Source organism: Bacillus cereus group sp. MYBKT14-1, from assembly GCF_051915185.1.
Classification (GTDB): domain Bacteria; phylum Bacillota; class Bacilli; order Bacillales; family Bacillaceae_G; genus Bacillus_A; species Bacillus_A cereus.
The window spans coordinates 1-13,932 of the sequence record NZ_JBQAEF010000026.1; the positions used below are offsets into that span (position 1 = coordinate 1).

Consider the following 13,932-nt stretch of genomic DNA (forward strand, 5'->3'; position numbering starts at 1 on the left):
ACAGAAAGGTTCCAAGAAAAACTTCACGGCCTTTCCCCGATAGAATATCGGGAAAAGGCCGTGGCATAATACTCTTTTTATTACTGTCTACTTGACAGGGAGATGACCACAATGGCTCTTTTTTAATGGTACAAATACAATCCATACAATTAATAAAATAAAAACAACGCTGCCTACCACAGCTGGCAATAAATAAAACTGTGAAAGTATAACTATTCCATATAAAAGTATTGCTGGTAGTAGTAAATAACGATCTGCCTTCCATCTTAACAATAGTAATTTCCCTTCATCACAATATAAACGAAGAAACATCTTATTCGTAAATTCATTCCAATAATCACGTGCATAGCGAGAAATTGCAACTACAGCAAATACGAGAACAATAGCTGCAATCCACCTTGGAGTCATAATTATACTTGCAGTACTGATACATACAATTTGAATATAAAATATTCGTGCAGTACTTGTACGGAAAAATTCTTTCAAAAAAGATTCGACAATACGAGAATCAGCTTTTTTCCCTAAAAGTCTTTTAGAGCGCGGAAACATCCACGGTTTTTTATTCGAACTACTCGGTTTAGCCGCATGACCACCAACTTGCATAATTCCGCTCGTCCAGCGCATGCTTTCCTCCTTTTCTTTCTCGATTTCCTTAAAAAAGAACTTTTTATAATTTATTTTCTCTTTTACTAATACACTACTTAAGAAAATTACTAGACCGATAAATAGAATTGAATACAACGGATTTTTATAAATAAAAAATAAACTAATTCCAAAAAAGGACACGCTCATAGAAAATACTACATTTTTTACAATCCATAAAACCCATCGTTTCCCCACATGTACATGAACAAATCTCGTTAACAACGACAACATAAATCGAAATATAGTAAAGAATACCCAAAATAATAGGACTTGTATCTCTGTTACTTCGATACTTTTCATCAACACTGGTAACATAATAACGACTACTATTATATTCGTTATCCCTATTCGAACAAATGTGTACATCATGCCATACTGGACTAATTTTCGCATATGTGTTGCATACGAAATTAAAAATAAACTATCCGCTTGCTCAAAAAATGAACGAACTCCTCTTGGATATGTTACTAGATAAAATGCGAGTAATCCTAATCCGAAATAAATCGTCTCTTCCGTTGATAATTCATTTATCCATAGCGATCGATAATAGATTCCCATAAATATAAGTGCTGGAATAATAATATATAATGCGACTGTCCAATCTGTTACCGAACGTATAGACTTCCATTTCCGCTCAAGTTCATGGCGTAATCTCTTATAAAATTGTTGTTTAATCATGTTGTTCACGCCTTACAATTACATCAAAGCAGTCTAATAATGAACTACCCGGCATTTCCGCTAATATTTGAATAGATTCTAAATGTCCATCTGCGACTAATGTACCTTGTGAAATGAGTAAAAATCTTTCACAAATTTTTTCAGCAGTATCTAATACGTGCGTACAAAGTAAAATTCCTGCCCCGCGCTCTTTTTCTTTATATAAATAATTTAAAAACTCTTTCGTAGCTACTGGATCTAAACCGATAAAAGGTTCGTCAATGATATAAAAATCTGGCTCAGTTAAAAACGCCAATATTAGCATAGATTTTTGTTTCATGCCTTTTGAAAACTTTGATAAATACTCATGTTTATGCTTATTCATTCGAAAAGTATGTAATAATTGTTCCGCTCGTTCTTCCCAACTTCCCATTTCACTTCCACGAGCTGCCATTAATAATTCAATATGTTCCCAGAGCGTCAAGTAATCATAGTATGTTGGATGTTCTGGTACGTATGCATACGGATTTTTCTTTTCACCGAATGATATTTCACCGTCCATATTTACAAGTAATCCGAGTATCGTTTTAATCGTCGTACTTTTCCCAGCACCATTTGCTCCAATAAGAGCAACTAGTTCACCTTTTTCGATAGAAAAAACTATATCATGAATTGTTTTTTCGCCTATTTCATATCCAGCTGAGCGGATATTTACTTTTAACATGCATTCCCCTTCTTTCCATTTCCAATACAATCAAGGAAAAGAATAACATATAACTATCTATATATCATTATAAAATATTTATTTTCATAGCAGGAAAAAACATTTTTTAACAGAATATTAAATGTTTGATTACATTTTATTGGAGTTGATAATATGTCTTTTCAAATTCGTGAAGCAACGATAGATGATATAGACGCACTTTGTTCTTTAACGAAAGAATTAAAAGGTTCCTCTATTTCCTATGAAGATATGAACAACCGCCTACAATTCGTACAAATGAGTCCGTTTGATTTTTTATATGTTTACGAGGAAGAAGAAGCTATATTTGGATTACTTGGATTTCGTATACGTGAAAATTTAGAAGATGTAACACGTTATGGAGAGATTTCAATTATTAGCGTTGATTCTAACATACGACGGAAAGGCATTGGACAAGTTTTGATGGATTATGCCGAGCAATTAGCAAAGAAACATAATTGCATTGGCACATGGCTAGTTAGTGGAACAAAAAGAGTAGAAGCTCATCCTTTTTATAAAAAATTAGGTTATGAAGTAAATGGCTACCGATTTGTAAAATATTTTTAAACTACTTTATAAAGTGAAGGGACTATAACTATGACAAACATTAAAGCAATTTTCATTGATCGTGACGGTACAATTGGTGGTGACACTACAATACATTATCCAGGATCTTTTACATTATTTCCATTCACAAAAACATCCTTGCAAAAACTAAAAGCTAAAAATATAAAAATTTTCTCTTTCACAAATCAACCCGGTATCGCAGATGGAATAGCAACTGTAGCCGATTTTGTACAAGAATTAGAAGGCTTCGGTTTTGATGATATTTATGTATGTCCTCATAAACACGGTGATGGTTGTGAATGCCGTAAACCAAGTACAGGCATGCTGCTTAAAGCAGCAAAAAAACATGGACTTAATTTAACACAATGTGCTGTAGTTGGTGATCGTTGGACTGATATTGTTGCAGGAGCAAAAGTAAATGCGACTACGATTCTAGTCCGAACAGGCGCTGGGTATGATGCTTTGCATACGTACCGAGACAAATGGGCACATATTGAACCAAACTACATTGCAGATAACTTTGAAGATGCAACAAACTGGGTTTTAAATCAACTATAATACAAATGAAAATTTTGATTCACCCGAAATAATTTAAAACATAGTTAAAATAGCCTTTTGGCAAATAATTGTATTCCACAAAACGGATCACCTCAAAAGGTAGCAAGTTCCCTTTTGATACGCAAACATTGCAATTCAAATTATATTTTTTATTAGTAACAGCAATTAACGTAAAGAAGGAATAGCTTAGTGGCTATCCCTTCTTTATTGACTTCTATTATTTACATTTGTTATCTGTTTTTATTGAGTATTCTCATCGTTTTTATACTCCAAAATATCCCCTGGCTGACACTCCAAAGCTTTACATATCGCTTCTAATGTTGAAAAACGAACCGCTTTTGCTTTCGCATTTTTCAAAATAGAAAGATTCGCCATCGTAATTCCAACCTTCTCTGAAAGCTCCGTTACACTCATTTTTCGTTTTGCTAACATGACGTCAATATTAATAATGATTGTCATATCCGCCACCTCAAACCGTCAAATCATTTTCTGATTTTATGTGAATTGCCTCTTGTAGAAGTCGTTGGAGGATAGCAGCAAAAACGGAGATAACGAGCGAAGCAAAAACGATAATGAGTCCCACTAACCCAATAGGAGGGTCCATTTTTTTCGCTATAAAATAAAAAAGTGGCAAACTTAATACATACAAACCACTGATTGTAATTGCACAGCGCTTTATATTCTTTAACGCCTTTACTGATAATTCCGAGAACGCTGTGTTCTCATCAATGTACTGTAAAAGATTGAAAGCCTGATAAAGAGCAACGTAAAAAGGCACAGCTGCTCCATACATTACAATGAAAACAAGATATTTTATCGGAGCAATGTTAGGATACAAATTCGCTGTGAAATCCGCCATTTCCGGCACTAAAAATATGCATAAAGCAAGCACTGAAATTCCAGCAAGAAAAATAATTACTTTTAAGAACATTGTTGAACTTCGTTTAAGATTCATTTACAATACCTCACTTATTTAATGGCAACATAATTTTATCACAACATTTATTGTTTAACAATAAATAAATATCGTTTTATTTTTGTCATGTTTTTTAATTTAGGCAAAAATAAAAAAGAATTTCTCATTACAAAGAAATTCTTTTTCTTGAAAATGCCTCTTTCAACTTAATTTTTTAAAACGTTAATTCGTAATGGAAATAACGATTATCTCTCAAATAGCCATTTTCAGCGTATAATCGTTGTGCTGATAAATTATCAATCTCTGTTTGCAATTTTACACCTTTTGCTCCATTCTCTAATGCGTATTCTTTAGCAGCTTCTAATAATTTTTTACCTGTTCCGGCTCCACGCTTCGCCGCTTGTACAAATAAATCATTTAAAATCCATAATTCTTTCATTGAAATGGAAGAAAATGATGGATATAGTTGTGTGAACCCAATATATTCGCCATCTTCAACTGCTACGAAAATAACGGACTCTTTTTTCTCAATTCGATTTCGTAAAAATACTTTTGCACCTTCTAAATCAGAATCTTGTCTATAAAACATGCGATAGTTATTAAAAACTGATGCCAGTCCATCTAAATCTGCAATTGTTGCCTCATATATTCTCATTTTACTCCATTCCCCTTCCAATACTGTCTCATTATATCCGTTGCCCATTTAGGCTGGTGTATTTCTTCTGTCGGCATAAACTCTTTCATTATTGGTTTTATACCCAATATAGGAGTGCCATCAATAGCATCTAATCCCTCAACAATAATTGATTTACCTTCTCTTTTGATCACCTTTACAATTGTTACACCTATGCGATTCGGACGATTTTTCCCGCGCTGTGCAAAAATACCTACTTCAGGATAATCCTTATTATTTCTAGGATGTCTAGCAAAATACTGAATTTGCTCGTCAGTTACTTTATGAAAATAAAAAACAACTTCAATATGAGAAAAATCTTCAATCCCTTGTATACTTTTTTCTGCATACATTTCAGTTAAAGTTATACGGGATCTTACTTCTCCCCACTCATCATCTTTTATTTCCTTTCTTTCATTATGTACAAATGCGATTGGTTGAACTGAAAACATACGCATTCCCCCTCAAATGTAACCACTTACATTATAAAATATTTTCTGAATGTTTTCCAGATATACGAATAGAGTTTACATAATATAATTATGCTCTATCTAGAGCTACCTTGACCGCTTCAATTGCATGTATATGAGCTGTATCAAATATCGGGACAGATACGTTTTCTTGCTTTATTAATAAACCTATTTCCGTACAACCTAATATAATTCCTTGTGCTCCTTCTTGTACTAATTCTTCTATAACCCTTTTATAATACTCTCTAGATTGAACTACTATTTTTCCTAAACATAATTCTGTATATATTACTTCGTTTACTTTTTCTCTATTTCTTCCTGATGGTACTATTACTTTTATATCATGCTCTTCAATACGTGACTTATAGAAATCTTGCTCCATTGTATATTTAGTTCCAAGCAGACCAACCTTTTGAATGTCTTTTCTTTTAATTTCTTTTGCAGTTGCATCAGCAATATGTAAGACTGGAATATCAATTTTCTCCTTTATTTTTTCAACTACCTTATGCATTGTATTTGTACAAATGATTATAAAGTCTGCTCCTCCCTTTTGTAATGAATATGCCGCATTCGCTAAAACTTCACCTGCTCCATTCCAATCTCCTCTAGACTGGAATCTTTCAATCTCTTCAAAGTCCACACTATTAATCAAACATTTTGCTGAATGCAGCCCTCCTAATCTCTCTTTTATTTCTTCATTAATAATTCGATAATATTCAGAAGTTGATTCCCAACTCATACCACCTATAAGACCTATCGTTTTCATATAAACACCTACCTAAACTATTTTTATAAAACTAATAACAACGTTTTATTGTGTATATTATACATAATAAAACAAGACTTTAAGTTTGGAATATAAAGTCTTGTTTTAACGGAATAATAAAGAATAATTCTACTTTCATTTCCAAGGAAATTTTAATAGAATATTCTGAAATTAACACTCTGATGTTTTTATAAATTCTTTATACTTATAATTAAAACACTCTCGATACAACTCTTTGATTTCATCATATGATGGAACACGTGGGTTATTAGCTGGGCTACCACTTTCAATTGCATCTGATGCCATTTTAGAGATAGCATTTTCAAATTCAATTTCATCGATTCCGTATTCTTTTAAATTTGGAATACGAAGATCATAGCAAAGCTTTTTTATTTCCCCAAGCGTATAGTCTGCTACTTCCTCATCAGAATTCGAATACAAATCCTTATTTAAGTTGTGTCCAATTTTTGCTAACCTTTTCACTGCGCTTGTTTTTGTAAACTCTAACACTGTAGGTAATAGTATGGCATTTGATATTCCATGCGGTACATGAAATAATGCTCCCACTGGCCTTGACATTCCATGAACTAATGTAACTGATGCATTAGAAAATGCAATTCCAGCTTGTAAAGAAGCAATCATCATCGCTTCTCTTGCCTCCATATTACGTCCATCTTCATATGCTATACGTAAATATTTCATAATACTTTCAATAGCTGAAAGAGCAAGTACATCTGTAAGTGGTTGTGAAAATTTAGAAATATAAGCTTCAATCGCATGACATAACGCATCTATTCCTGTTGCTGCCGTAATTTGTGGGGGTAACGAACTTGTCAAAACTGGATCTATAATTGCTACTTTCGGTATAAAACTAGGATGCTTCATCATCATTTTTACATCTGTTTTTTTATTCGTAATTACTGCTACACTTGTAACTTCCGATCCAGTACCAGAAGTTGTTGGAATTGCAATAAGTGGTAGTGGATTGTTTTCTATTTTAATATCCTTTTGGACATAATCCTCAACTTCTCCACCATTTGTATATAAAACCGCTACCGCTTTCGCAGCATCAATACAACTTCCACCACCAATACCGATAATAAAATCGCACTTTTCCTCTTTACAAAGAGATAACGCTTCTAATACGTGTATATTTGTAGGCTCAGCATCCACTTTATTATATGTACTAACAGTAATACCTTTCTTATTTAGTTGTTGCATACACTTTTCAACATATCCTAATTTCTCCATAATTGTATCAGTAACTATAAAAGCTCTTTTCCCTAACTTTTTTGATTGTTCTCCCAGTTTTTCAAGCGAATTCCTTCCATATAATACCGAATTTGGCATACGAAACTCAGAAACCTCTTGCAAGTCCCCCACCCCTTCTTATCCTAATTAATATTTTATAACATAAATTATCGATTTGATGAATCTTTACGATTCAAATTTTTTAATAGAGTCCTGTTAAAGTATAGAATGCGATAACTAAAAATACAGCAACCGTTTTCAAAATTGTAATAGCAAATATATCTTTATATGACTGTTTATGTGTTAATCCTGTTACTGTAAGAATAGTAATAATAGCCCCGTTATGTGGTAGTGTATCCATTCCTCCTGATGCCATTGATACGATACGGTGCATAACTTCTAATGGAATATCAAATTGATTGGCCGCTGCAATAAATTTATCTCCCATTGCACTTAATACTATTCCCATTCCTCCTGATGCCGAGCCTGTAATTCCAGCTAAAATATTCGTCGTTACTGCACCATTCACTAACGGATTTGTGAAAGTAGCAGAGATGCCATCTCTCATAATTGCGAAACCTGGAAGTGCTGCAATGACACCACCGAATCCAAACTCAGCTCCTGTATTCATCGTTGCAAGTAGCGCTCCACCAATACTTGTATTCAATCCAGCTTGGAAACCTGTTACTACTCGCTTCCAATATAATAATAACGTTGTTAAGATCCCTATAATAAGTGCCAATTCTACAGACCAAATTCCTACTACTGCACTTAATTCTACTTTTCCAAATGCTTTCATACCAATTGCAGAAAAATCAAAACCGCTTGGATACCACTTCGGTATCATAATAGTAAACACTTTATTCATTACCCCTACTAAAATAAGTGGTATAAATGCAATAAATTGTTGTGCTCTTGTGATTTCAATGTTATTAATTAATGGCATATTTTTTTGTTCTACTTGCAAAGATGCTGCCATTTCAGTATTTCCATCATTAAAACCAAAGTATCCTTCACCTGCCGCTTTTGCCTTCTTACGTCTACTCTCTAAATATAGTAAACCTACTGTAAGAACAAAAATTGCTCCTGCAATCCCAAGTATCGGTGCAGCATAAATATCCGTTTTAAAAAATGTTGTAGGTATTACATTTTGAATTTGTGGTGATCCAGGTAACGCATCCATTGTAAACGTTACTGCTCCAAGAACAATCGTTCCAGGGATTAAACGCTTTGGAATATTAGCTTGTCGAAACAACTTAGCTGCGAACGGATAAACAGCAAACACTACTACATACACACTAACACCACTATACGTTAAAATAGCCCCCATTAATACAATCGCTAATATAGTACGTTTTTCACCAACTAACTCAATAATTGTTTTTGCGATAGAATCTGCAATTCCTGACATTTCCACTACTTTTCCAAATATTGCTCCTAATAAAAACACAGGAAAATATAATTTTATAAATCCAACCATTTTCTCCATAAAGATATTAGAAAAGAAAGGTAATACATAACTAGGTTCTGTCAAAAATACTGCAAATAATGCAAATATCGGCGCGAATAAAATAACAGAAAAACCTCTGTATGCTACGAACATAAGTAAACTTAGTGCTAATAATATAATAACTAACTCCAATTTTACCCCTCCATTAAACAGAATATTCTAAATTTTATTGATAAATTTCTACTAACCTTTTAATTCTGACATCCCTCCTCTTATTCATACAAATTTTTATGCTAAAAATGTCTAATTATAATTATTCGATTACATATGAAAAATCCCTTTAAACAGAAACGAATTCATCGTCATACGTTATAAAGGGATTGCTAGAATCTATATTTACTGCTGTATTAAATTTTTCTCTACACAAAAATGATACAGTTCTTCAACATCTTTCACTATGTAGGTCGCACTAACTTCAGTCAGTTCTTTTTCACAGCCATAGCCATATAAAACACCAATTGAAGCAATTCCATTCTGATTTGCACCTATTATATCGTGCTTTCTATCACCAATCATTATCATTTCTTCTTTATTTAGTTCTTCATTTTTTTGTAAAATATGAGCAATTATTTCTTCTTTTTTTATTCTCGTACCATCTAAATTACTTCCAATGATGTCTTCGAAATAATTCGTTAATTGAAAATGCTCTATAACTTGTTTCGCAAATACAGTGGGCTTTGAAGTTGCTACAAATATGCGATTCCCTGAACTTTTTAATTGTTGCAAGAGCTTCAGAATCCCCTCGTATACATTATTTTCAAACAATCCACGCTGCTTTAAATACTCACGGAAGTAAAAAACTGCACGTTCAACCTCTCCTTCACTCATATTATATCTCTCTACGAATGATTGCTGAATAGGAGGACCTATAAATGAATCTAACTCACTTATATGTACTTCTTCAATTCCTACTTTTTTTAACGCATACAAAACCGAATTTACAATTCCTTCTTTCGGATCCGTTAAAGTTCCATCTAAATCAAATAGAAATGTTTTATACATGTTTCATTCCTCCACTTAATTTGCTGTATAAATAACTGCTAACATCTCTTTCACTTCTCCCTATTATACTATCATTATCTATTTTTTCGAAAAATCAATTTCCATATGTCACATACTTTCAGTTACAAAATACGATAGATATGATAAAGTAAAAAAGTTACAATTATTTTAATAGAAACTGGTGAAACAAATGTCAATTACGTTAATTTTTATAATGGCTTTCACAATTGTGATCCACGCAGTTGAAACAAGCTCTTATAGTATTCGATTAGCTGGAGTACGTTTAAAGAAGATTGCGGTTGCCTTGTCTGTTGTAGGAATGGTGTTACTTATTTCAAGAACATCAAACTTACTACAAGCCTTTTTAATCGGTGGTATTGTCGATGAAGCAAAACTAGATTCTTCTATTAATTTAGAGCATATTATACGACTCGTACTATTATCGGCTTCTATCGGTACATTAATCGCGATCATTCTTTATCCAACTTTGACAAAATTATTTGGATATGTCATTCAAAACTTTGAAACAGACGGTTCTTTCATTCGAATGATGAAAACGAATAACATTCAAAAATTAAAGTACACAAAAAAATATGTCCGTTTTCCAAAGTTAGAAATGATTCATAGACTGCGTATCGGTGGTATTCCAAAGCGTATTATGCTTATTAACATGTTTGCTACTGCTATTTATACAGCAGGGGTACTTTCAGCCCTTTACGCTTCTTTTTTAAATCCAGATTATGCAACAAATGCAAGTACAGCTTCTGGCCTTGTAAATGGTTTCGCCACTATTTTATTAACTGTATTACTCGATCCACGCATTGCTCTTTTAACAGAACGTGCTCTACAATCAGAAAGCGGTGCTGAATCTATGAGTAAAATGTATGGTTGGCTAATGATTTCTAGACTTCTCGGCACATTATTAGCACAACTGCTATTTGTACCAGGTGCTTACTGGATTTTATGGATTATTGAACTGATGCATTAATTTACTAGAAAGGTGAATTTATCAATGAAGATCAAAACAGAGAAAGATATAATTCGCTTAATAGAAAACGACGAATGGATGATGAATGTATTACAAATGGCAAAATCACTAGAGCTACCTGATTGGTGGATTTGTGCCGGATTTGTTCGTTCTAAAATTTGGGATACTTTACATGACTATGAAGCTAAAACGGCTATGCCTGATGTTGATGTGATTTATTATGATAGTCTACATCAAGATGAGATATACGAACAATCATTAGAAACGAAATTAATGAATATTGATGCTACTATCCCTTGGTCTGTAAAAAATCAAGCTCGTATGCATGTAGTGAATAATATGCCACCATATTCTTCTTCTGTTAATGCTATATCTAAATTCCCTGAAACAGCAACGGCTTTAGGAGTTACACTTGATGAACTAAACAACGTTATCTTAACAGCCCCATGTGGTATTGAAGATGTCCTTTCCTTACAAGTGAAACCAACAGCTCATTTTCTTAAATCGAAAGAACGATTACATATGTACAAAAACAGAGTTATAAAAAAGAATTGGCAAAGTAAGTGGCCTAGCATCACAATCACATATCCAGAAATTTAGAAAGGGTGCCTCTCATTTATAGAAGCACCCTTTTCTTCATTTCAAAAAATGTATGACTGTTTCTGCAAATCTATCTGCTTCCTCATAATGAGGTGAATGACCGCTCTCTTCAAATACGATATACTTGCCGTTTCGGGCATCTTTATTAAATGTTTTAATTTGTTCTTCACACGTTACTACATCATGTTTTCCTACTATTAATAACATTAGATTTTGTACATCTTTTATTTTTGATAATAATGATGTATGACATGCTCCCTCTAATTTTAATCTATCAAAGTGAATTTTGGAGCGATTTAAAAATATTTCCCACTCTTCATCACTGTATAAACTCTCATCTGTCCTATCTTCCTTATTATTGTAAACCTCCATTCTTTTTTCTTCTAATTCAGCGCTTAATCTTATATAAGCTTCTAACAACTCTTCTGAACTAGCATCGCTAGATGAATAAGCAAGAGACTCTTCTGCTACTTCTTCTTTTCCATACTTTTTTAATAAATGCCCTGTCTTTTGCAACAAAGCCCTACTTGTTAATGCAAAATTAAAAGTTGGTCCTTCAAATATTATTTTCTCTATTGAACTTGGATATATCGACGCATAAAGCAATGCTACATATCCACCGAAAGAGTGTCCAATTATAGACCACTTCTCAATTTGTAATACTTTTTTTAATTCCTCACAGTCTTCAATCAAATCATTTAATCCAAAAGCTTCGTCTTCAGTAATTTCTTCTGAGCGACAAACACCTCTTTGATCTATCATAATTACATATAAAGAATCTTTTAAACGTTCCGCTTGGTGAAATGAAAAATCATAACAACTCTCTCCTGGACCACCATGCAAGTATAAGACTGGCTTATTTTTAGGATTTCCATGTGTTTCAACGTATAGCTTTTTCCCTCTAACATTCATATACTCTCCTGTTTCTATCAAATTCGCCATAAACATCACCATCTTCTTTTTACTGAATATTATAACATTTATTGTTAAATAATCCCTATTACATTTAAGAAGACGATAATTATTGCAAGTGGTGCTACAAATCGAAGTAAAAATGCCCAACAAGTAAATACTTTCTTTCCATAATTTCCACCTACAAAAAACTCTGCTTCTAGTAGCTTCTTCTCCATTTTGAATGAAACGAAAATACTAATAAATAGTGCTCCAAGTGGCATTAATATATTACTAGATAAGAAGTCTACTGCATCAAAAATATTCTTTCCGAAAATCGTAATATCACTCCATACTCCAAATGATAACGCTGATGGTATACCTACTAAGAAAATGCCGAAACCGATCAGCCATGATAATTTCGTTCTCTTTTCTTGTTCACCATTTGCTAATGCTGAAACAACAGTTTCTAGTAGAGAAAATGCTGATGTTAATGTCGCAAATGTAAATAGTGCAAGAAATACTGTTAAGAAAAATCCACCGAATGGGATTTGACTAAATACAGATGGTAATACGATAAATAGTAATCCAGGTCCTTCTGTCGGCTCCATTCCTAATGAAAATACGGCTGGAAAAATAGCAAGACCTGCAAATAATGAAACAAATAAATTTAATCCAACAATTGTTATTGCTGATTTTGGTAAACTTTCTTTTTTATTTAAATAGGAACTATACGTAACCATAATTGAAATCCCGATACTAATTGCAAAGAATGATTGCCCCATTGCGAACAAAATACTTTCCGAAGTAATCTTTGAGAAATCTGGTTGTAAGAAAAACTTCACACCTTTCATTGCATCATCAAGTGTTAACGAACGAATAATAAGAGCGACAAATAAAACGAACAATGCTGGCAACATATATTTACTTGCTTTTTCAATTCCGTTTTGTACACCCTTTGATACAACCCATATCGTAATGAACATAAAAGCGAAATGTCCCATAATAGCCCAAGCAGGATTCCCAATTGTTTCAGTAAATAATGTGCCGTAATTTTGTCCTGGCGTAATCAGTTGTCCAGTTATTCCTCTGAATAAATAAATTAATACCCATCCACCTACAACACTATAAAATGAAAGTAGTATAAAACACGTTCCAACACCAAGGCGTCCAATCCAATGCCATCCTGTATTTGGTGCGATGCTTTTAAATGCTCCAACTGCTTGTTTCTGCGTACTGCGTCCAATCATAAATTCAGCTATAAGTAGCGGTAGTCCAATTAAAACAGTAAATAATATAAATATTAAAAAGAACGCTCCTCCCCCACTCTTCCCAGCGATATAAGGGAACTTCCATATCGCACCAAGTCCAATTGCTGATCCGGCTGCCGCCATTATAAAACCTAATTTCGAAGTCCATTGCTCCGTCTGTTTCATCTCATTTTCCTCCTAATTAAATCTTTTTATATAAATAAATAAATTTTATAAACCTATTCAAATAAACCCTCCATTTCTTCTTCCATATAATAAAAAAATGGCCTAGCATCTCTATATAAAGAGACGCTAAGCCATTTACTTAACGCGGTACCACCCTTATTGATTCCATTATGAATCCACCTTAGTAGTAATCGTTTGATTACAAACCTAATATCGAAGGTTAACCGTTAAGATTTACTAAGAATGTAATTCCGTTCCAC

17 protein-coding genes and 1 other annotated feature (1 of these 18 only partly in view) are annotated in these 13,932 nt (G+C 33.2%); of the genes, 5 read left to right on the plus strand and 12 right to left on the minus strand.

Features of this window, described 5'->3' with window-relative positions; all coding sequences use genetic code 11:
* Positions 1-69 (plus strand): IS3 family transposase (locus ACTFO4_RS28745; protein WP_325782447.1); only part of this gene is annotated, 69 nt, incomplete at its 5' end.
* 18 nt (positions 70-87) lie between these two features.
* Here ACTFO4_RS28745 and ACTFO4_RS28750 read toward each other — a convergent pair.
* Complete coding sequence (locus tag ACTFO4_RS28750) at positions 88-1,323, minus strand: ABC transporter permease (RefSeq protein ID WP_440014557.1); 1,236 nt, start codon at positions 1,321-1,323, stop codon at positions 88-90.
* The gene (locus tag ACTFO4_RS28755) at positions 1,316-2,026 is read right to left on the minus strand and encodes an ABC transporter ATP-binding protein (protein ID WP_000921912.1); all 711 of its coding nucleotides are present in this window, start codon (positions 2,024-2,026) and stop codon (positions 1,316-1,318) included. The genes ACTFO4_RS28750 and ACTFO4_RS28755 overlap by 8 nt, the downstream gene beginning before the upstream one ends.
* Positions 2,027-2,179: 153 nt before the next feature.
* Between ACTFO4_RS28755 and ACTFO4_RS28760 the strand changes: the two genes are divergently transcribed.
* Together ACTFO4_RS28760 and ACTFO4_RS28765 are read left to right on the plus strand one after the other, a co-directional pair.
* Entirely contained in the window at positions 2,180-2,611 is a 432-nt protein-coding gene (locus tag ACTFO4_RS28760) for a GNAT family N-acetyltransferase (RefSeq protein ID WP_000009777.1), read from the plus strand.
* A 30-nt stretch (positions 2,612-2,641) separates the two neighbouring features.
* Entirely contained in the window at positions 2,642-3,169 is a 528-nt protein-coding gene (locus tag ACTFO4_RS28765; RefSeq protein WP_000181785.1) for an HAD-IIIA family hydrolase, read from the plus strand.
* 240 nt (positions 3,170-3,409) lie between these two features.
* On the opposite strand, the gene ACTFO4_RS28770 is transcribed toward ACTFO4_RS28765, so the two are convergent.
* From ACTFO4_RS28770 to ACTFO4_RS28805, 8 genes are all read right to left on the minus strand, one after another.
* On the minus strand, positions 3,410-3,628 hold the full coding sequence (locus ACTFO4_RS28770; RefSeq protein WP_000152532.1) for a helix-turn-helix domain-containing protein: 219 nt from the start codon (positions 3,626-3,628) through the stop codon (positions 3,410-3,412).
* 10 nt (positions 3,629-3,638) lie between these two features.
* Entirely contained in the window at positions 3,639-4,124 is a 486-nt protein-coding gene (locus ACTFO4_RS28775) for a DUF2975 domain-containing protein (RefSeq protein ID WP_061457146.1), read from the minus strand.
* Between the two features lie 175 nt (positions 4,125-4,299).
* A complete protein-coding gene (locus ACTFO4_RS28780; protein ID WP_001223866.1) occupies positions 4,300-4,740 on the minus strand; it encodes a GNAT family N-acetyltransferase in 441 nt (146 codons plus the stop codon).
* Positions 4,737-5,210, minus strand: a complete 474-nt coding sequence (locus ACTFO4_RS28785) for an SAM-dependent methyltransferase (protein WP_440014558.1) — start codon at positions 5,208-5,210, stop codon at positions 4,737-4,739. Before ACTFO4_RS28785 ends, ACTFO4_RS28780 begins: the two co-directional genes overlap by 4 nt.
* A gap of 88 nt (positions 5,211-5,298) precedes the next feature.
* Positions 5,299-5,994: an aspartate/glutamate racemase family protein gene (locus ACTFO4_RS28790; protein WP_017674127.1), complete on the minus strand. Its 696-nt coding sequence runs from the start codon at positions 5,992-5,994 to the stop codon at positions 5,299-5,301.
* A gap of 171 nt (positions 5,995-6,165) precedes the next feature.
* Positions 6,166-7,368, minus strand: a complete 1,203-nt coding sequence (locus ACTFO4_RS28795; RefSeq protein WP_326235297.1) for an iron-containing alcohol dehydrogenase — start codon at positions 7,366-7,368, stop codon at positions 6,166-6,168.
* A 79-nt stretch (positions 7,369-7,447) separates the two neighbouring features.
* Entirely contained in the window at positions 7,448-8,887 is a 1,440-nt protein-coding gene (locus ACTFO4_RS28800; RefSeq protein WP_440014559.1) for a GntP family permease, read from the minus strand.
* Between the two features lie 204 nt (positions 8,888-9,091).
* Positions 9,092-9,757, minus strand: coding sequence for an HAD family hydrolase (locus tag ACTFO4_RS28805; RefSeq protein ID WP_000278485.1), 666 nt, complete (start codon positions 9,755-9,757; stop codon positions 9,092-9,094).
* Between the two features lie 190 nt (positions 9,758-9,947).
* On the opposite strand from ACTFO4_RS28805, the gene ACTFO4_RS28810 reads away from it, so the two are divergent.
* Positions 9,948-10,745 (plus strand): lipid II flippase Amj family protein, encoded by a 798-nt coding sequence (locus tag ACTFO4_RS28810; RefSeq protein WP_000028915.1) that lies wholly within the window; start codon positions 9,948-9,950, stop codon positions 10,743-10,745.
* Positions 10,746-10,769: 24 nt separating this feature from the next.
* On the plus strand, positions 10,770-11,345 hold the full coding sequence (locus tag ACTFO4_RS28815; protein WP_025687380.1) for a nucleotidyltransferase family protein: 576 nt from the start codon (positions 10,770-10,772) through the stop codon (positions 11,343-11,345).
* A gap of 36 nt (positions 11,346-11,381) precedes the next feature.
* Here ACTFO4_RS28815 and ACTFO4_RS28820 read toward each other — a convergent pair whose 3' ends face one another.
* Together ACTFO4_RS28820 and ACTFO4_RS28825 are read right to left on the minus strand one after the other, a co-directional pair.
* Entirely contained in the window at positions 11,382-12,287 is a 906-nt protein-coding gene (locus tag ACTFO4_RS28820; RefSeq protein WP_103622841.1) for an alpha/beta fold hydrolase, read from the minus strand.
* A gap of 44 nt (positions 12,288-12,331) precedes the next feature.
* A complete protein-coding gene (locus ACTFO4_RS28825) occupies positions 12,332-13,672 on the minus strand; it encodes a sodium-dependent transporter (protein ID WP_103622842.1) in 1,341 nt (446 codons plus the stop codon).
* A gap of 116 nt (positions 13,673-13,788) precedes the next feature.
* Positions 13,789-13,932: a binding site (T-box leader), on the minus strand (it continues 105 nt past the right edge of the window).